The organism is Sphingopyxis sp. LARHCG72 (assembly GCF_052871675.1).
Window position 1 is genome coordinate 122,345 of the sequence record NZ_JBIXJU010000009.1, and the last position, 18,049, is coordinate 140,393.

At 65.0% G+C, this 18,049-nt stretch carries 22 protein-coding genes and 1 pseudogene; 13 read left to right on the forward strand and 10 right to left on the reverse strand.

Annotated features, from left to right (window positions below; translation table 11 throughout):
* The first annotated feature begins 29 nt into the window (after positions 1-29).
* The 3 genes from ACIPPQ_RS18680 (at position 30) to ACIPPQ_RS18690 (ending at position 1,352) form a co-directional block, all read left to right on the forward strand.
* Positions 30-260, forward strand: a complete 231-nt coding sequence (locus ACIPPQ_RS18680) for a F0F1 ATP synthase subunit C (RefSeq protein ID WP_037515205.1) — start codon at positions 30-32, stop codon at positions 258-260.
* 71 nt (positions 261-331) lie between these two features.
* On the forward strand, positions 332-829 hold the full coding sequence (locus ACIPPQ_RS18685; protein ID WP_446545559.1) for a F0F1 ATP synthase subunit B family protein: 498 nt from the start codon (positions 332-334) through the stop codon (positions 827-829).
* Positions 822-1,352: a F0F1 ATP synthase subunit B family protein gene (locus ACIPPQ_RS18690; protein WP_446545560.1), complete on the forward strand. Its 531-nt coding sequence runs from the start codon at positions 822-824 to the stop codon at positions 1,350-1,352. Before ACIPPQ_RS18685 ends, ACIPPQ_RS18690 begins: the two co-directional genes overlap by 8 nt.
* Positions 1,353-1,438: 86 nt before the next feature.
* On the opposite strand, the gene ACIPPQ_RS18695 is transcribed toward ACIPPQ_RS18690, so the two are convergent.
* The 3 genes from ACIPPQ_RS18695 to ACIPPQ_RS18705 all read right to left on the reverse strand — a co-directional run bounded on the left by ACIPPQ_RS18695 (position 1,439) and on the right by ACIPPQ_RS18705 (position 3,245).
* A complete protein-coding gene (locus ACIPPQ_RS18695; protein WP_446545561.1) occupies positions 1,439-1,759 on the reverse strand; it encodes a 1-deoxy-D-xylulose-5-phosphate synthase in 321 nt (106 codons plus the stop codon).
* A gap of 107 nt (positions 1,760-1,866) precedes the next feature.
* Positions 1,867-2,514, reverse strand: coding sequence for a glutathione S-transferase family protein (locus ACIPPQ_RS18700; RefSeq protein ID WP_446545562.1), 648 nt, complete (start codon positions 2,512-2,514; stop codon positions 1,867-1,869).
* A gap of 11 nt (positions 2,515-2,525) precedes the next feature.
* Positions 2,526-3,245 carry an SDR family oxidoreductase gene (locus ACIPPQ_RS18705; RefSeq protein WP_446545563.1) on the reverse strand — a complete coding sequence of 240 codons (720 nt, stop codon included), beginning with the start codon at positions 3,243-3,245 and terminating at the stop codon, positions 2,526-2,528.
* Positions 3,246-3,313: 68 nt separating this feature from the next.
* Between ACIPPQ_RS18705 and uvrC the strand changes: the two genes are divergently transcribed.
* The 8 genes from uvrC to ACIPPQ_RS18745 are packed head-to-tail and all read left to right on the forward strand — an operon-like array spanning position 3,314 to position 10,441.
* On the forward strand, positions 3,314-5,248 hold the full coding sequence (uvrC, locus tag ACIPPQ_RS18710; RefSeq protein WP_446545564.1) for an excinuclease ABC subunit UvrC: 1,935 nt from the start codon (positions 3,314-3,316) through the stop codon (positions 5,246-5,248).
* An 11-nt stretch (positions 5,249-5,259) separates the two neighbouring features.
* Positions 5,260-5,643: a PaaI family thioesterase gene (locus ACIPPQ_RS18715; protein WP_446545565.1), complete on the forward strand. Its 384-nt coding sequence runs from the start codon at positions 5,260-5,262 to the stop codon at positions 5,641-5,643.
* On the forward strand, positions 5,640-6,377 hold the full coding sequence (recO, locus tag ACIPPQ_RS18720; RefSeq protein ID WP_446545566.1) for a DNA repair protein RecO: 738 nt from the start codon (positions 5,640-5,642) through the stop codon (positions 6,375-6,377). Before ACIPPQ_RS18715 ends, recO begins: the two co-directional genes overlap by 4 nt.
* A gap of 48 nt (positions 6,378-6,425) precedes the next feature.
* On the forward strand, positions 6,426-7,472 hold the full coding sequence (leuB, locus tag ACIPPQ_RS18725) for a 3-isopropylmalate dehydrogenase (RefSeq protein WP_446545567.1): 1,047 nt from the start codon (positions 6,426-6,428) through the stop codon (positions 7,470-7,472).
* Positions 7,473-7,476: 4 nt separating this feature from the next.
* A complete protein-coding gene (locus ACIPPQ_RS18730) occupies positions 7,477-8,685 on the forward strand; it encodes a trans-sulfuration enzyme family protein (protein ID WP_446545568.1) in 1,209 nt (402 codons plus the stop codon).
* 23 nt (positions 8,686-8,708) lie between these two features.
* On the forward strand, positions 8,709-9,110 hold the full coding sequence (gene apaG, locus ACIPPQ_RS18735) for a Co2+/Mg2+ efflux protein ApaG (RefSeq protein ID WP_446545594.1): 402 nt from the start codon (positions 8,709-8,711) through the stop codon (positions 9,108-9,110).
* The gene (locus ACIPPQ_RS18740) at positions 9,107-9,901 is read left to right on the forward strand and encodes a LysR family transcriptional regulator (RefSeq protein WP_446545569.1); all 795 of its coding nucleotides are present in this window, start codon (positions 9,107-9,109) and stop codon (positions 9,899-9,901) included. Before apaG ends, ACIPPQ_RS18740 begins: the two co-directional genes overlap by 4 nt.
* Before the next feature lie 60 nt (positions 9,902-9,961).
* Positions 9,962-10,441: a DUF417 family protein gene (locus ACIPPQ_RS18745; RefSeq protein WP_446545570.1), complete on the forward strand. Its 480-nt coding sequence runs from the start codon at positions 9,962-9,964 to the stop codon at positions 10,439-10,441.
* On the opposite strand, the gene ACIPPQ_RS18750 is transcribed toward ACIPPQ_RS18745, so the two are convergent.
* From ACIPPQ_RS18750 to parE, 5 genes and pseudogenes are all read right to left on the reverse strand, one after another.
* Positions 10,414-11,754, reverse strand: coding sequence for a serine hydrolase (locus ACIPPQ_RS18750; RefSeq protein WP_446545571.1), 1,341 nt, complete (start codon positions 11,752-11,754; stop codon positions 10,414-10,416). The genes ACIPPQ_RS18745 and ACIPPQ_RS18750 overlap by 28 nt on opposite strands.
* Positions 11,755-11,756: 2 nt before the next feature.
* On the reverse strand, positions 11,757-12,326 hold the full coding sequence (locus ACIPPQ_RS18755; protein WP_446545572.1) for a hypothetical protein: 570 nt from the start codon (positions 12,324-12,326) through the stop codon (positions 11,757-11,759).
* Positions 12,323-12,703 (reverse strand): annotated as a pseudogene (locus tag ACIPPQ_RS18760) (RNA polymerase sigma factor); the annotation flags it as partial. The pseudogene ACIPPQ_RS18760 and the gene ACIPPQ_RS18755, both read right to left, overlap by 4 nt.
* 15 nt (positions 12,704-12,718) lie before the next feature.
* Positions 12,719-12,847, reverse strand: coding sequence for a hypothetical protein (locus ACIPPQ_RS18765; RefSeq protein ID WP_446545573.1), 129 nt, complete (start codon positions 12,845-12,847; stop codon positions 12,719-12,721).
* 83 nt (positions 12,848-12,930) lie between these two features.
* A complete protein-coding gene (gene parE, locus ACIPPQ_RS18770; protein ID WP_446545574.1) occupies positions 12,931-14,910 on the reverse strand; it encodes a DNA topoisomerase IV subunit B in 1,980 nt (659 codons plus the stop codon).
* Between the two features lie 157 nt (positions 14,911-15,067).
* On the opposite strand from parE, the gene ACIPPQ_RS18775 reads away from it, so the two are divergent.
* Positions 15,068-15,901 (forward strand): outer membrane protein, encoded by an 834-nt coding sequence (locus tag ACIPPQ_RS18775; RefSeq protein WP_446545575.1) that lies wholly within the window; start codon positions 15,068-15,070, stop codon positions 15,899-15,901.
* Positions 15,902-15,955: 54 nt separating this feature from the next.
* On the opposite strand, the gene ACIPPQ_RS18780 is transcribed toward ACIPPQ_RS18775, so the two are convergent.
* Complete coding sequence (locus ACIPPQ_RS18780; protein ID WP_446545576.1) at positions 15,956-16,354, reverse strand: PaaI family thioesterase; 399 nt, start codon at positions 16,352-16,354, stop codon at positions 15,956-15,958.
* A gap of 10 nt (positions 16,355-16,364) precedes the next feature.
* Complete coding sequence (locus tag ACIPPQ_RS18785) at positions 16,365-17,051, reverse strand: GcrA family cell cycle regulator (RefSeq protein ID WP_446545577.1); 687 nt, start codon at positions 17,049-17,051, stop codon at positions 16,365-16,367.
* Positions 17,052-17,175: 124 nt separating this feature from the next.
* Here ACIPPQ_RS18785 and ACIPPQ_RS18790 point away from each other — a divergent pair, with 124 nt between their 5' ends.
* Positions 17,176-18,048, forward strand: a complete 873-nt coding sequence (locus ACIPPQ_RS18790; RefSeq protein ID WP_446545578.1) for an ABC transporter permease — start codon at positions 17,176-17,178, stop codon at positions 18,046-18,048.
* Position 18,049: the final 1 nt, after the last annotated feature.

The window sequence follows — 18,049 nt, forward strand, 5'->3', positions numbered from 1 at the left end:
TAATCAACGTTTTTCCCAAGGAGTATAAAATGGACGTTCAAGCTGCTTCGCTCATCGGCGCCGGTCTGGCCGCTATCGGTGCCGGTATGGCCGCCATCGGTGTGGGCAACGTCTTCGGTAGCTTCCTCGAAAGCGCGCTGCGTAACCCGGCTGCTGCCGACGGCCAGCAGGGCCGCCTGTTCATCGGCTTCGCGGCTGCCGAACTTCTCGGCCTGCTGTCGTTCCTTATCGCGATCCTGCTGTACCTGAAGGCAGCCTGATCCCGTTTGCGGGGCCGGCCGTTCGGGTGCGGCCCCGCGACTGAATTTTTCCTTGTCGGTCGAGAGTATCCATGCCTCAAATCAGCCAATTCGCTGAAAACTGGTATGCCGCATCACAGATTTTCTGGGTGCTGCTGACCTTCGGCTTCGTCTTTTTCGTCATCGGCCGCGGCATGCTGCCGAAGATCGAGGCGACGGTGGACGCGCGCGACCGCAAGGTGGCCGACGATCTGGCCGCAGCGAAGGCTGCGCATGCTGCCGCCGATGCGCTGGAAGAAAGCTATCGCCAGCAAAGCGACGCCAGCCGCGCCGCTGCGCAGAAAGCGGTAACGGACGCCAAGGACAAGGCTGCGAAGGACGCCGAAAAGCGTCTGGCCAAGGTCGACGCCGAACTCGCCGACAAGCTGTCGGCAGCCGAAGCGGACGTTAGCGCAGCGCGCACGTCGGCGATGGCCGAAATCGAATCGGTCGCGGCCGAAGCAGCGGGCGACCTCGTTGCCAAGCTGTCGGGCGTGAAGGTCGCTGCGGCAGATGCCAAGGCAGCGGTGAAGGCGGTGCTCCATGGCTAATTTTCTGATCCTCTCGGAGGGCGTGGCCGAGCCGGCATCCTTCGGTTTCATCAACGCGACCGTCTGGGTGTCGATCGCGATGGCGATTTTCATCGCTATCCTGCTCTGGAAAAAGGTGCCGGCGATGGTCGCGGGCATGCTCGACAACAAGATTGCCGAGATTTCGAAGCAGCTCAAGGAAGCCGAAGCGCTGCGTCTCGACGCGGAATCGCTGAAGGCCGAATATGAAGCCAAGCTCGCCGACGCGGCAAAGGAAGCCGACGAAATGCGCGCCCGCGCCGACGCCGAAGCCGAAGCACTGGTTGCGAAGGCAAAGGCCGATGCGACCGCGCTGATCGCGCGCCGCAAGCAGATGGCCGAAGACCGCATTGCCGCTGCCGAAGCCGGTGCGCTTGCCGAAGTCCGTACCGCAGCCGCCAAGGCGGCGACCGATGCGGCGGCGAAGCTGATCGCTGACAAGCATGACGCCGCGGCCGACAAGGCGCTCGTCGACCAGGCGATCGCGGGCGTCGCTCAGGGCTGACCGCTTCGACATTTCCGACAACAAAACGCCCGCGGATTTCCGCGGGCGTTTTGTTTGATGTTATGGCGGCTTTCGACCGGTTGCGGTCATTGCGCGGCGGCTCGACCTCGAATGTCGCTCCAATATTCATCGTGAACGTCGGGGTCGATTTCCACCGGCATGGAGCTGGATGGATATAGCCGGTCTTGACCATCTTTTCGGGGACCGGAGATCCAAAAGTGATCGCCTGTGTCGGCGTCAAAATAGTTGGCCTTAAAGCCATCGCCACCCAGTCGCTGAAAGGTGCGACCTCCGTAATAGATCGACTGGCCAGTTTTTGAATAAGTCACCCGGCCGATCCTTGCTGGCCCATTGAGGCCTGCCGACTTGTCTTCGATATACATTATACGCGTTTTCTTGGCGCTCATCGTGTGGGGTCTCCTAGGGCTATAGACCTACCAAACCTATGGCGGCTTCCCACCCCAAAGCCGACGTCCCATATCGTAAATGATCAGTGGCTTCTGCCTTGCAGCGGCTATTTGCTGCCGGCCAGACCCGCGACCCATGCCTTGGTCGCGGGGAAATTGTCCATCGCGCGCTGATATCCCGCGCGCGCTGTGGTTCGCTCGATATAGTCCAGCTCTGCCGCGCCGAAGGTGAAGCCGATCGTTCGCTGGGCGAACTGGAGCGCATAGGTCACCGAGATATCGGCTGCGGTGAAATGGTCGGCGGCGATATAGGGCGTTCGTGCGAGCTGGCGGCTCACAAGGCCGAGGCGGCTCCTGAAGATGTCGAGCGCCCACTCCGTCGTCCGGTTTTCACGTTCGGTTTCAGGGGCGAGGATGTGCGTCGCGACAATGGCGTTGATCGGACCGGCGAGTCCTGCTTCGCCCATATGGAGAAACTGCTGGTAGGCTGGGAAGGCCGGGTCGTCCGGCGTCGGCGCAAACGGGGTCGGTCCGTAACGTGCGAGCAAATACTCCATGATCGCGATCGATTCGACCATCACAGTATCGCCGTCGACGATCGCAGGGATGAATCCAGCCGGGTTGATCGCCAGAAATTCGCTATCCTTTTCGAGGTCGCCGAGCAGGTCGACCGGCCGCATATGATAGGGACGCCCCATTTCTTCGAGCAACCAGGCGACGCGGAAGCCGCGACCTTCGCCGTAAAGGGTAATCATGCCGGCCATCCTCAAAATTTGATCATGATCCGCCGCGCAAGCGCGGGCGAGACACTGTGGACGAACTGGAGCATCTTCACCATGCCGGCGTTGACCTCGCTTTTGCCGGTGCGGATGCCGCGAACGATTTCGGCGGCACAGTCGTGTGCGCTCATCTTCCTGCCCGTGCGGCCCGCGGTCATGTTCGTCTCGACGACGGGCGGCAGCGCCTCGATCACGGCGACATTGCTGTCTTTGAGCAGGTAACGGATCGCCTGCGTGTAGCTGCGCAGCCCCGCCTTTGTCGCGCAATAGATCGAACCGCCCGCGCGGGGTGCGATCGCGAGGCCCGAGGTGACGTTGACGATGGCCGCTTCGGGCTGGGCGCGAAGCACCGGCAGCAGCCGCGTACAGAGCGCGATCGGCGCGTCGAGGTTGGTGCGGATACAATGCGCGGCGCTCTCCAGCGTTTCGAGCTTGTCGAGCTCATATTCGCTGCCAACCCCGGCGTTATTGACGAGCAGCGCGAGCGGCTTGTCGGCAACGCCGCCCACGACTGCATCGATACCCGCGGGAGTCGACAGGTCGCCCGCGATCGTCCCGAAACCGAGCGTGGCCATCGCCTGCAACTTCTCGGCCGAACGGCCCGTGACGATGACGCTGGCGCCTGCGCCCTGCAATTGCAGCGCGATCTCGCGCCCGATCCCGTCGCTGCCGCCTGTCACCAGCGCCAGTTTGCCGCGAATTTCCATAAGACCCCTCCTATGTTTTACTTCGCGCACTATGGCGGGTCGCACCGCCATCGCCTACATGCAAAATCATGGCTGGCCCGAACGCTCCTGACCGATTCAACGAAGAAAAAGCGACCTATGTGATGCGCGGCGGCGACGGGGAGGGCGACCAGCCTGACCTCGAACGCGGTGCCGAAGCGATCCGCAGCGTCGTGCGCAAATTGCCGACGCGTCCCGGTGTATACCGGATGCTCGATGCGCGCGGCGACGTGCTCTATGTGGGCAAGGCCCGCGCGCTCAAGAACCGGGTGACCAATTACACGCAGGTCGCGCGGCTGCCGCAGCGGCTCCAGCGGATGGTGGCGCAGACGCGCGCGATGGAAATCGTCACGACGACCAGCGAGGCCGAGGCGTTGCTGCTCGAGGCGCAGCTGATCAAGCGCTATCGCCCGCCCTACAACGTCCTTTTGCGCGACGACAAAAGCTTCCCCTTCATCCTGCTCCGCACCGACCATGATTTTCCGCGCGTGCAGAAGCATCGCGGTGCGCGGCGCGCGAAGGGGCGCTATTACGGGCCGTTCGCGAGCGCGGGGTCGGTGGGCCAGACGCTCAACGCGCTGCAGAAGACTTTCCTTCTGCGCAGCTGTACCGACAGCTTCTTCGCCAACCGCTCGCGACCGTGCCTGTTGTATCAAATCAAGCGGTGCAGCGCGCCGTGCGTCGACCGTATCTCGAAGGAAGATTACGCCGGGCTGGTCGGCGATGCGCAGGATTTCCTCGAGGGACGCTCGACGGCGGTCCAGAAGCGGCTGGGGGATGCGATGACCAGGGCGGCCGACGCGATGGACTATGAGCAGGCCGCGGTGATCCGCGACCGGCTGAAATCACTGACCTTTATCCAGGGCAGCCAGTCGGTCCATGCCGACGGGCTGGGCGATGCCGACGTGTTCGCGCTCGCGGCGAAGGGCGGGCAGCTGTGTATCGCGGGCTTCTTCATCCGTGGCGGGCAGAATTGGGGGCATCGCAGCTTCTTCCCGGCGCATGTGTCGGGGGTGCCCGAGGCCGAGGTGATGGCGAGCTTCCTGATGCAATTCTACGAAGGCGTGCCGCCGCCGAAACTGATCCTTGTCGACCGCGAGCCCGAGGAATGCGCGTTGCTCGCCGAGGCGCTCGGCGAGAGCGGCAGCCGCAAGATCGAGATCAGCGTTCCGCAACGCGGCAACCGCCGCCGGCTGCTCGAACAGGCGGTGCGCAATGCGGGCGAGGAGCTCGACCGGCGGCTGGCGGAAAGCAGCAGCCAGGCGAAGCTCGGGCGCGAACTCGCCGACCTGTTCGACCTCGAAAACCCGCCGCAGCGGATCGAAATTTACGACAACAGCCATATCCAGGGCACCAATGCGCTGGGCGCGATGGTCGTCGCGGGCCCCGAGGGCTGGATCAAGGGCGCGTACCGCAAGTTCAACATCAAGCGCGCCGAAACGCAGCCGGGCGACGATTTCGCGATGATGCGCGAGGTGTTCCAGCGCCGCTTCGCGCGCGCGATCGAGGAGGATCCCGAACGCACCAAGGGCGAATGGCCCGACCTCGTGCTGATCGACGGCGGCAAGGGGCAAGTGTCGGCGGTCGCGGGGGTGTTTGCCGAACTGGGGATCGACGACCTGACCTTTGTCGGGGTGGCCAAGGGCCCCGACCGCAACGCCGGGCGCGAAACCTTCTACCATCCCGACGGGCGCGAATTCACGCTGCCGCCGAACAATGCGGTGCTCTTCTACATCCAGCGACTGCGCGACGAGGCGCATCGCTTTGCGATCGGCGCGCACCGGCAAAAGCGCGCGAAGGCGATGGGAACATCGCCGCTCGACGAGGTGCCGGGGATCGGCCCGGCGCGCAAACGGGCGCTGCTGATGCATTTCGGCACCGCGCGCGCGGTGCGCGGCGCGAGCCTCGAAGATCTCCGCAAGGCGCCGGGTGTGAGCGCCGCGGTCGCGCAAGCGGTGCATGATTTCTATCATTCGGGACGGTGAAGGGGATGAGTATGGATTTTGCAGCCGCCATGCCGCTTGCGGGAACGCTGGGCGTCACGATTCACGATGGCAGCAAGGATCGCGTCGCGGGCAAACTCCCCGTACGGCCCGAGATCTGCACCGCGGGCGGGATCGTCCATGGCGGGGCGATCATGGCCTTTGCCGACTGCCTCGGCGCGGTCGGCGCCTTCCTGACCTTGCCCGAAGGCGCGAATGGCACGACGACAATCGAGAGCAAGACCAATTTCCTCGGCGCCGGCCCGGTCGGATCGGTGCTGGTCGGCGAGGCGACCCCGGTGAAGATCGGCAAACGCCTGTCGGTCTGGCAGACGCGCATCCGCACCGAGGAGGGCGCCGAGGTCGCGCTGGTGACGCAGACGCAGATGGTGCTTTGACCAGCCTGAGCGCCGATGCCATTGTCTGCGCGGTGCGCGCGCACGGCGAGCATGGCGCGATCGTGCGCGCGCTGATCGAAGAGGCGGGGCTGGTCGCGGGCTATGTACGCGGCGGGCGGTCGCGGCGGCTGCGCCCGATCCTGATGCCGGGCAATCTGGTCGCGCTCGAACTGCGCGCGCGGACCGAGGAGCAGCTTGCCGGCGCGACCGCCGAATTGCTGACGAGCCGTGCACCGTTGCTCGCCGAGCCGCTGCCCGCCGCGGCGATCGACTGGGCGACGAGCCTGACCGCGGCGACCCTGCCCGAAAACCAGCCCTATCCGGCGCTTTATGCCGCGCTTTCGGCAGTGCTCGACGCGATCGGCGCGGCCTCGTCGGCGCGGCAATGGGCGGGTGCGCTGGCGCGGTACGAGCAATTGCTGCTCGCCGAACTGGGGTTCGGGATGAACCTCGACGAATGTGTCGTCACGGGCGTGTCCGACGACCTTGCCTTCGTCAGCCCGAAATCGGGCGGTGCCGTGAGCGCGGCCGCGGCGGCGGGTTATGAGGCGCGGCTGATGCGCCTGCCGCCCTTCCTGCGCGCCGCCGATGCGAACCCGTCCTTGCCCGATGTGATCGACGGACTGGCGATCACCGGCCACTTCCTCGACCGCGACATTCTCGACGGCCGCAACCGCGACTTGCTGTCCGTAAGGGAAAGATTGCTCGACCGGCTGGGCAGGGCGGTTGCGTGACACGCCGCCGCTGTCTAAGCGGCTGGCGAGATACGAAAGGGCGACGCGTTGAAAATCCTCCTGCTGGCTGGCGATGGCATTGGTCCGGAAATCATGGCGGAGGCCGAGAAGGTTCTCGCCGCGCTTGCCTTGCCGGTGACGCTCGACCGCGCGCTCGTCGGCGGGGCGGCGTATGAAGCGACGGGCCATCCGCTGCCGCCCGAAACGCTGGCGAAGGCAAAAGCCGCCGATGCGCTTCTGTTTGGCGCCGTCGGCGATCCGCGCTTCGACAATGTCGAGCGCCACCTGCGCCCCGAACAGGCGATCCTCGGCCTGCGATCGGAACTCGGCCTGTTCGCCAATCTGCGCCCGGCAAAGCTGTTCGCGGGGCTGGAGGACAGCTCGGCGCTGCGCCCCGAAGTTGCGTCGGCGATTGATCTGCTGATCGTCCGCGAACTCAACGGCGACGTCTATTTCGGTGAAAAGGGTACGCGCACGACCACAGACGGGCAGCGCGAAGGCTATGACGTCATGTCGTACAGCGAGAATGAGGTGCGCCGCATCGCGCATGTCGCGTTCCGGGCTGCACAGGGGCGTGCGAAGCGCCTCTGCTCGGTCGACAAGGCGAATGTGCTCGAAACCTCGCAGCTGTGGCGTGATGTGGTGATCGAGGTCGCCGCCGACTATCCCGACGTCGCGCTGACCCATATGTATGTCGATAACGCCGCGATGCAGCTGGTGCGCAATCCGGGCCAGTTCGATGTCGTCGTGACCGGCAACCTCTTTGGCGATATCCTCTCCGACCAGGCATCGATGTGCGTCGGGTCGATCGGCCTGCTCGCCTCGGCCTCGCTCAGCGACCGCAAGTTGGGATTGTACGAGCCGATCCACGGCAGCGCGCCCGATATCGCAGGCAAGGGCGTCGCCAACCCGCTCGCGATGATCCTGTCGCTCGCGATGCTGCTGCGCCATTCGGGCGGCGACGAGGCGAGCGCGGCGCGGATCGAGGCGGCGGTGGCGAAGGTGCTGGCGGACGGTTGTCGCGGTGCGGATCTGGGGGGCAATATGGGAACGGCGGCATTGGGCGATGCGGTGGTTTCGGCTTTGAACGGATAAGAAAATGAAAAAGACGACGGGTTTCGATCGCAGCAAGACGAAGAACTGGCACCCCGCGACGCAGGCGGTGCGCGGCGGCACCTGGCGCAGCGAGCATGGCGAAACGTCCGAAGCGCTCTTCCTGACCTCGGGCTACACCTATGACAGCGCCGAGGAGGTCGCGGCGCGCTTTGCCGGCGAAGAACAGGGCATGACCTATTCGCGCCTCCAGAACCCGACCGTTTCGATGCTCGAGGAACGCATCGCGCTGATGGAAGGCGCCGAAGCTTGCCGCACGCAGGCGACGGGCATGGCCGCGATGACCACCGCCTTGCTCTGCCAGCTGTCGGCGGGCGACCATATCGTCGCCGCGAAGGCCGCTTTCGGGTCGTGCCGCTGGCTCGTCGACCATCTCTGTCCGCGTTTCGGAATCGAGACGACCGTCGTCGACGGCCGCGACAATGACGCGTGGGAAAAGGCGATCAAGCCGAACACCAAGGTCTTCTTCTTCGAGACCCCCGCGAACCCGACGATGGACATCGTCGACATGAAACATGTGTGCGGCATCGCGAAAGCGCACGGCATCACGACGGTCGTCGACAATGCCTTCGCGACCGCAGCGCTCCAGCGCCCGATGGATTTCGGCGCCGATGTCGTCGCTTACTCGGCGACGAAGCTGATGGAAGGACAGGGGCGCGTTCTCGCGGGTGCGGTGTGCGGGACCGAAAAGTTCATCAACGACGTGCTGCTGCCGTTCCAGCGCAACACCGGGCCGAACCTGTCGCCGTTCAACGCGTGGGTGGTGCTGAAAGGGCTTGAGACACTCGACCTGCGCGCGCACCGCCAGTCGGAAAATGCGCTCGCGGTTGGCAAGGCGATCGAAGGCCGCGTTGCACGGATGCTCCATCCGGGGCTCGCGAGCCATCCGCAGCATAATCTGGCGATGAGCCAGTCGAGCGCGTGCGGCCCGATCTTCTCCTTCGTGCTCGATGGCGGGCGCGAGCAGGCGATGGCATTCCTCAACGCGCTCGAACTCGTCGATATCAGCAACAACATCGGCGATTCGCGCAGCCTATGCTGCCACCCTTGGACGACGACGCATTTTGGCGTGAGCGAAGACGCGCGGATCGACATGGGCGTCGTCGAGGGTATGCTGCGTATCAATATCGGCCTCGAAGATCCGCGCGACGTGATCGCCGATCTGGACCAGGCATTGACCAAGGTCGGGCTTTGAGCGACGCTGGCGCCATGACCACGATGATCGACTCCTTCTTCCCCTTTGCGGCGACCACCGGGTCGATCACCGTGCGCGTGGCGGTCAGCTATTTGCCCGAACAGTCGCATCCCGCGCTGGGGCGCTGGTTCTGGGCCTATCATGTCCGCGTCGAAAACCATGGTGAGACCGCGGTGCAGCTGATCAGCCGTCATTGGCGGATCAGCGACGGGCGCGGCCAGATCAGCGAAGTCGAGGGCGAGGGCGTTGTCGGCGAACAGCCGTTGATCGTCCCCGGCGGCGCCTATGACTATGTCTCGGGCTGCCCGCTTCCGACCCCAGAAGGGTCGATGGTCGGAAGCTATGCGATGGAACTCGGCGACGGATCGCAGATGCTCGTCGCGATCCCGCATTTCCCGCTCGTGGCGCCTGCGACCGCGTCATGAAGCGCACGCACCTGCCGCTCAACGCCCTGCGCGTGTTCGACGCCGCTGCCCGGCATTTGAGCTTTACGCGCGCCGCCGACGAGCTCGCGGTGACGCCTGCCGCGGTCGGACAGCAGATCCGCGCGCTCGAGGATATGCTCGGCGTCGTGCTGTTCCGCCGCACGCCCAAGGGGCTCGAGCTGACGGGCGAGGCCGATGCGGGGCTCGACGCGTTGCGGCAGGGTTTCCTGCAGTTCGAGGAATCGGTGCGCGCGATGCAGGCCGGACAATCGTCGCAGTCGCTGACGATCGCCGCGCCGCGCGACCTGACCGCCAAATGGCTGGCGCCGCGGCTTGCACGGTATAGCCAGCAGGCGCCCGACGTGCGATTCACCCTGGTGTCGGCCGACAGCGGCATCGACTTTACCGAAGCGAACCTCGACCTCGCGATCTTCTGGACCGACGGGGCTGGCGAGCATGAGGGCGTGGCGCTCGCCGAGGCGTTGATGGTCACCGTCGCGGGGCCGGGGGCGGGCAGCGATACGCGCATTGCCTGGCCGGGCTGTCCCGTCGCTGACGGTGAACCCGCGTTGCGGCTTGGCGATGCGGGCCTTGCGATCGACGCGGCCGCGAACGGGCTGGGGCAGGCGAACGTCCCGGCGATGCTCGCCGAGGCCGACATCGCGGCAGGACGCGTGCGGCTGGTGGGGGACGCTTTCGCCGTGAAGCAAGGTTATTGGCTGGTCGCGCCGACGCCGCAATGGCGGCAGGCGAAGGTCAAGGCGCTGGTCGCGGCTTTGGTCGCCGCCTGATGTAACCCGGCCGGGCGGACGTCCGAATACTCCCTGAAATCATCATTCGGGGACATTCATATGCTCAAAGTTTTGGACCGGCTTCCGCCCGCGGCCTTCGCGATCGGGGCGCTCCGCTGGTCGCTGGTGTTTGTCTTCGCATTTTTCGGAGTCGCGAAATTTGCGACCTATGAGGCGGAAGGCGTCGCCGATATCGCCATGCACTATCCGCTGTTCGCGTGGATGTACCCGCTGGTCGGCGTTCAGGGGACGAGCAATGTCATCGGGACGATCGAGTTGGCAACAGGTGCGTTGATCGCATCGGGGGCGTGGTCGCATCGCGCCGGGCTGCTCGGCGGGCTGATGGGCATGGCCACCTTCCTCGTGACGCTGAGCTTCAGCTTCGGCGTGCCATTATGGCAGGAAGGCTATGGTTTCCCTTTCATGGCTTCGACCGCGCAATTCCTGTTCAAGGACGCGGCCCTGCTCGCCGGCTGCCTGGCCCTGACGCTGCACGCCGGCAAAGGACTGCGTCAACGCGCCGCCGGCTTCACCGCCTGATTGGCTGCGAGGGCAAGCAGGCGCGTGACCAGCCCCACGAATGGCTCGGTCGCAACATTGGCATCGGGATTGTTCCAGCTCCCGGTTACCACGAACCATTTGCCGTCGGATTTGCGCTGACCAAGCAGGCTCATCGACAGCACGCCGTTTTCGGATCCGCCCTTGTAGCCGAGATAGCTCCAGTCCGCGGCCGCCACCGGGCCGACGCCGTTGTTGATCGCCATCGCGGCGAGCAGGGGTTTTGATCCGCGCGCGCGCAGGTCGACCATTAGCCGGGCGATATCGTTCGGGCTCGCAAACCATCCGAGGCTGTCGATGAAACGCGGGCCCTCGGTGAAGCTGACGCCGTCGACGTTGGCGAGGATCAGTCGCTTCCGGTTGCTCTCGATCAATCGGCGCTGCGCCGCATCGTCGCCGCGCACGAAAAGTGGGCGCAGGTCGGCAAAATTATCGCCTTTCAGCGCAAAGGCTTCGACCGTGGTGAGCAGCGGCGTGTTGCGCGACGGATCTTTATGTCCCGCGGCGCGCATCCGCGCCTCGATCGGTGCGCGGCCGATCAGGTGGATCAGCGTGTCGGTCGCGCCATTGTCGCTGGCCGAAATCATCCAGTTCGCCAGCGTCTGCAGCGTCACCGGCGTGCCGACGGGCCAGTTGGCGGTTGCCGTCGACGAAAAGCTGAGGTGCGACAGCGGCACGACGTCGGACCAGCGCCGCTTGCCCGCGGCGACCTGTGCGGCAAGTTCGTCGAGGATATAGAGCTTAATCGTCGACCCGATAGCGAATTGCCGGTCAGGAGCCGCCGAGGCGAGCGGGCGGATGGCGGTGCCGTCGAGTTCGGCGACGAGGAAACCGGTTTGACCGGGCAGCGCCGCGATTTCGGCCGCGATCTTGTCGAAGCTGTCATTGGCCACCGTGACGCCGGTGACGCGTAGTCCCGTTACGCGCGCGTCGGCGGCTGCGCCGACGTCGAGCAAGACGGTTGCGATGCCCCTTTCAAAGCGCAGCAGGACGGTACCCGAACGGCCGTGCGTTCGGGTGGCGCGGTCGATTGCGACCGGATTGCCATATTGCGCGATCAAACTGGCGCTGAAGGCTTTGAATTGCGGTTCGGGGACGGCGGCCTGGAAATGCGGGTCGAAATAGTCCGTATAGGCGATTCTGCCGGCCAACAGGTCGACCAGTTGCGCTGCGCGTTTGTCAAAAGCACTGTCGGTCGTTGGCGCCGGTGCGGGGGGCTGGAGCGCGAGCGTCACCGACGGCGTGCAGAGTGCGATGGTCACGGCGATCGCGGTTGATGCGAGCAGGCGGGTCATTGTCACTGTCCTTCCGTCGCGGCGTCGAGCCGGGCAATCTGTTCGCGGAGCATGGCGGCGGCGCGGCGGTTGAGCAACCAGACGCCAAGGATGGCGAGCACGGGAATCGCCGTGAAGGCGGCGAAGCCGAGCGTGCTGTCGAACTGGCTGGCAAGGCCGGCCATGAACACCGCGAGGCCGGGGATCAGCGGGCCGATATACCAGAGGTCGACGCGCGCCAGCATTCGCTCCTCGGTAACGAGCTGCGCGCGGTAATAGGCGTGGACGTCGGCCGCTTCGGCGCCGGGGTCGGGCCGTGAGGTATGACGTGACAGCTGCCATGCCATGACGAAACCCCCGCCGATCATGAGCAGGCTGCCGATTTTGAGCAGCATGCCGGGCAGGATCGCGGCATAGAGGCCGAAGATCAGGGCAACGAAGGCGACCGCGATATATTCGCGGCGGTTGCGCCTGCCGATCGCGCGATTGAACGCCGTCGCGCGCGACTTGACCTCGGCGAGCGGCAATGGGCCCAGGGCATCGCTATCCTGCCGCCACAGGCCGCGCAGGCCGTCGTCATTCAGGCTGGTCATAATGTGTCTCCCATCGGGGCAAAGCGGCGCGTGAGCATGGCCTTGAAGCGGTGGATCTTGGTTGTGACGACCTCGGGCGAGACGCCGGTAATTTCGCCGGTCTCCGTCGCAGCGACGCCCTCGAGATAGAGCAACAATATCTGCCGGTCGGGCGGGTCGAGCCGCTCGATGATCGACAGGATCAGGGTCATCGCCCGATCGCTCGTCGCGTGGTCGAACGGGGTCGGGTCGGGGTCGCGCAGGTCGATATCTTCGATGTTGGACCAGCGGCGTCGGCTATGGCGCCGCCGCGCGATGATGTGCGAAATACCGCGGTTGTGCGCGACCCGCCACACCCACGTGCTGAGCGCGCAGCGCCCGTCGAAACGAGCAAGGCTTTGCCAGAGCGCGACCTAGATATCCTGTTCGAGGTCGCGGCGAAGGTCGGGATCGGCTTCATAGCCGCGCGCCATGCGGGCGATTGCGCCGCCAAAGCGCGCGAGCGCGTCGGAAAAGGCTTGATCCTGTTCGGCTTCGGTCACCTGAAATCTCCAGCAACTATCGTCGTCTGGCTATTTAGTCGGTCGCGGCGCGACTTTCTGACAGGAGGGTGGGCGATTATTCGTCAGGCGTCGATCGCCGCCTCGTCGAGCGTCGAAGCATTCGCCTGGATGAACTGGAAACGATGCTCGGGATGCTTGCCCATCAGTCGGTCGACCAGATCCTTGACCTGATGCCGCTCTTCATATTCCTGCGGCAAGGTGACGCGCAGCATCGAGCGCGTCGCGGGATTCATTGTCGTTTCTTTCAGCTGGTTGGGGTTCATTTCTCCCAAGCCCTTGAAACGTCCGACCTCGACCTTCTTGCCCTTGAACTGCGTCGCTTCCAGCTCGGCGCGGTGCGCGTCGTCGCGCGCATAGGCCGATGTGTTGCCCGCGGTGAGGCGATAGAGCGGTGGCTGCGCCAGATAGACATGCCCCTCGCGCACGATGTCGGGCATTTCCTGAAAGAAGAAGGTCATCAGCAGCGTTGCGATATGCGCGCCGTCGACGTCGGCATCGGTCATGATCACGATCTTTTCGTAGCGGAGGCGATCGGCGTCGCAATCCTTGCGCATCCCGCAGCCGAGTGCGAGCGCAAGGTCGGCAATTTCCTGATTGGCGCGGATCTTGTCGGCGCTGGCGCTCGCCACGTTCAATATCTTGCCGCGAATCGGCAGGATCGCCTGCGTCTTGCGGTCGCGCGCCTGCTTGGCGCTGCCGCCTGCGCTGTCGCCTTCGACAATAAACAGTTCCGTGCCTTCGGGCCCGTCGTTCGCACAGTCCGTCAGCTTGCCGGGCAGGCGCAGCTTGCGCCCGCTCGTCGCGGTCTTGCGCTTGACCTCGCGTTCGGCCTTGCGCTTCAGCCGCTCGTCCATCCGGTCGAGGACGAGGCCGAGCAGCGCGCGGCCGCGATCCATATTGTCCGACAGGAAATGGTCGAAATGGTCGCGGACCGCATTTTCGGTGAAGCGCGCGGCCTCGGGGCTCGACAGCCGATCCTTCGTCTGGCTCTGGAACTGCGGATCGCGGATGAACACCGACAGCATCATTTCGCCGCCGTTGAACACGTCCTCGGCCGTGATCTGCGCCGCCTTCTTCTGCCCGATCAGTTCGCCAAAGCCGCGCAATCCCTTGGTCAGCGCGGCGCGCAGGCCCGCTTCGTGGGTGCCGCCGGCAGGGGTCGGGATAGTGTTGCAATACCAGCTGTACGATCCGTCGGACCATAAGGGCCAGGCGATCGCCCATTCGGCGCGGCCCTGATCGCCCGGGAACTCCTGCCTCCCAACGAAAGGCTCGGCGGTTGCGCATTCGCGCGTGCCGATCTGTTCCTTCAGATGGTCGGCGAGGCCGCCGGGGAACTGGAACACCGCCTCTGCAGGGGTGTCGTCGCCGATCAGTTCGGGCGCACATTTCCAGCGGATTTCGACGCCCGCGAACAGATAGGCCTTCGAGCGCGCCATGCGATAGAGGCGCTGCGGCTTGAAGCGGCCATGCTCGCCGAAGATTTCGGGGTCGGGAATGAAGGAGACGCTGGTGCCGCGGCGATTGGGCGTGGGACCCAGTTCCTCGAGCCCGCCGAGCGGGGTGCCGCGCGAAAAGCGCTGGCGATAGAGGAGCTTGTTTCGCGCAACTTCGATGACGGTTTCGGTCGACAGCGCGTTGACGACACTGACGCCGACGCCGTGGAGGCCGCCCGAGGTCGCATAGGCCTTGCCCTCGAACTTGCCGCCCGAATGGAGCATCGTCATGATGACCTCGAGCGCCGACTTGCCCGGGAATTTGGGGTGCGGATCGACCGGCATGCCGCGGCCGTTGTCGACGACGGTCAGCCGGTTGCCGACATCGAGCGATATCTCGATCCGCGTCGCGTGACCGGCGACCGCTTCGTCCATGCTGTTGTCGATGACTTCGGCGGCAAGGTGATGCAGCGCGCGTTCGTCGGTGCCGCCGATATACATGCCGGGGCGCCGGCGGACGGGTTCGAGCCCCTCCAGCACCTCGATCTGCGAAGCGTTATAGCTGTCGGTGGCGGGGTTTGCGGCGTCGAACAAATCGTGACTCATGACCCAGCTATAGGAGGGCGCCAAGGCGGCTGGCAAGGCGCTTTTCGGCGCCTGCCGGCGGCTCGGCTCGTCCCGTTTTCATGGCAGGAGGGAACTTTGGACAAAGCCCGCGGGTTGGGGTGCCGACTGCAAAGTCACTCAAAAAGTGGAGTAAAAAATGAAAAACCTCTCTCTCCTCGCCGCGCTTGCGGCCACCGCGATGGCCATGCCCGCGATGGCGCAGGAAGGCCGCGACACCTCGCAGGACTTCAACGGACCCTACATCAGCATCGCCGGTGGCGGTACGCTGCAAGGCAGCGACCGCGGCGAAACGCTCGTCTTCGACACCAACCGCGACGGCACCTTTGGCGACCAGGTGACGACCTCGGGTGGCGCCAACGCTTTCTCGCCGGGATTCTGTAACGGCGCTGCGACGGGCACCGCCAATCTCGGGTGCAAGAACGACAAGGATGGCCCCGAATATTATGCGCGGCTCGGCTACGATAAGCGCATGGGCAATTTCGTCATCGGCGCGGTGCTGGAAGGCGGCCGCAGCCATGCGCGCGACAGCGTCAGCGGTTTTTCGACCACGCCGGCCAGCTACACGATGAGCCGCGAGGCCGATTATCAGGCGGGCGCCCGCTTGCGTGCGGGTTACACGCCCGGCGGCGGTGCGCTCTTCTATGTGACCGGCGGCGGCGCCTATGCGCGGCTCGACAACAAGTTCACGACGAGCAACACCGCCAACAGCTTTTCGGACAATGGCAAGACCAACGGCTGGGGCTACGCCGCGGGCGGTGGTGCCGAATTGATGGTGACGAACAACATCTCGGTCGGCCTCGAGTATCTTTACACCGATCTCAAGGACAAGGACTATGTCGTCAACGTCGGCCCCGGCACCGCGCCGCCGACCAACCCGTTCCTGCTCAATGGCGGCGGGACGGACATCCAGCGCAGCAATCCCCATTTCCGCACGCACAGTGTGCGCGGTTCGCTGAGTCTCCGCTTCTGACCTCTTGGGAGTGGACACGGGAGGCGTCGGGTCGCAAGACCCGGCGCCTTTCGCCTATTGGGCCGACGGTATCGGAAAAATCGCGAAATTGCCGTTCGCGCTGCCGACGAGGCGGCCATCCTGAAAGAGCCGCGCATCGATATTGGCGATCCGTTTGCCCTGATGGAGCACGGTGGCCTCGCAGGTCAGCGGGCCTTCGCGGACACCGACATGATAGTTGAACTTGATCTCCAGCGTCGCGCAGACCAGCCCCTCGCCGAGCAGGCTCATCAGCGCGCCGCCCATGGTAGTGTCCGCGAGCGAATAAGCCACGCCGCCATGTGCGACGCCGTTCGGGTTGAAATGGCGCTCGCGTTCGATGTCGATCGCCATCGTGCAACGCCCGTCGCCGCGCTCGACCATTTGCAGGCCGAGGGCACGTGCGAACTGGAAATCCTGGCTGAAAGGCCTCACCGAATGCGTCTTAACGAACTCGGGGACCACCGAACGGCGGGGGCGGGGGCGGACGGCGCGTACCGCGCGGCAGCTGCGCCTGATAGGCGCGGCCGCAATGTTCGACGCAATAGGGGAAGCCCGGATTCACGGCTTCACCGCAGAAATGGAAATCGGGCTCGCCCGGATGCCCCATCGGCCAGCGGCAGATGCGGTCGTTAAGGTCGAGCAAAGTCGTCTTGTCGGCGATTTCGGGGCTCGGCTTAGCGGGCACCAGCCGGCGCGGCGGCGCGGGGGGGATCGGCGCCTGCTGGTCGCCGGGTCCCTGACGGATAAAGCCGCCCGGGCCGATCGAAACGATGCGCGGGGTGTCGGCCTTCGGCGGCGCGTCACCCGATGCCGCGTCCGCTTCGGGAGCGTCCACCGGAGGTTTCGGTTCGGGCCGGAGCGGGGCGACGGGGCGCGGGGCCACCGGAGCCGCAGCACGGGGGGCTGGCGCCGCAGGACGCGGCACAGCAGGCGCGGGCGCCTTGGCCGGCTTGGCAACTTTTTCGGTCGCCTTGACGGGCGAGGGGCGCGATTTCAGGCCGAGGCGATGCGCCTTGCCGATCACCGCGTTGCGGCTCACACCGCCAAGCTCGTCGGCGATCTGGCTGGCGGTCAGCCCTTTTTCCCACATGGTGCGCAGGCTTTCGATGCGCTCATCGGTCCATGACATGTTCAATTCCTTATCATTCCACGCCGCGGGCGGTTAGACGATCCGCCTTGCCGATCCCTTCGGGACCGGCGCCAGTCGCTGCCCAGCTTGCGGTAAGATCGGGGAGGCGATAGGCGAGAACGCCATGAACGACCAGCCCCAAATTTCGCGCCCCGACTCGACAAATTCCGCCGCGACTCCAACCTTTGCCGAACCCGGCGTTCCCCATATTCGAACGCTGAACGTGCCCGGCATGCAGGCGCTATATGTCAAGGAGGTGCGGCGGTTTTTCAAGGTCCAGCTGCAAACAATCTGGGCCCCTGCGATCACCACCCTCCTGTTCCTCGTCATTTTCACCGTCGCGCTGGGCGGCGCGGGACGCACGGTCATCGGCGTCCCGTTCGCCGATTTCATCGCGCCGGGGCTGATCATGATGGCGATGCTGCAGAATAGTTTCGCCAATTCGAGCTTTTCGCTGCTCGTCGGCAAGATCCAGGGGACGATCGTCGATTATCTGATGCCGCCGCTTGCGGTCGGCGAGCTGATCATTGCGCTGGTCGGCGCCGCGGTCACGCGCGCGATCCTCGTCGGCCTCGCGCTATGGCTCGCGATGCTGCTCTGGCCCGGTGTCCATGTCGGCACCAATCATCTGTGGGCCGTGGCGGTTTTCGGCGTGCTTGGCGCGATGATGCTCGCCTTCCTGGGGTTGATGACGTCGATCTGGGCGGAAAAGTTCGACCATGCCGCCGCGGTGACCAATTTCGTCGTGACCCCGCTCGCGCTGCTTTCGGGCACCTTCTACTCGGTCGACAAGCTCGCGCCCTGGTTCCAGACGATCGCGCACGGCAATCCGGTCTATTACGCGATCATGGGCTTTCGCTACGGCTTCATCGGCACAGTCGATTCGACGATCGCGAACCCCGTGCTCACCGCCGCGTTGGTGCTGGTCGCGGTGAATATCGGATTGGGGCTGCTGACCTATCGCCTGCTGGCCACGGGATGGAAGCTGAAGGCCTGAT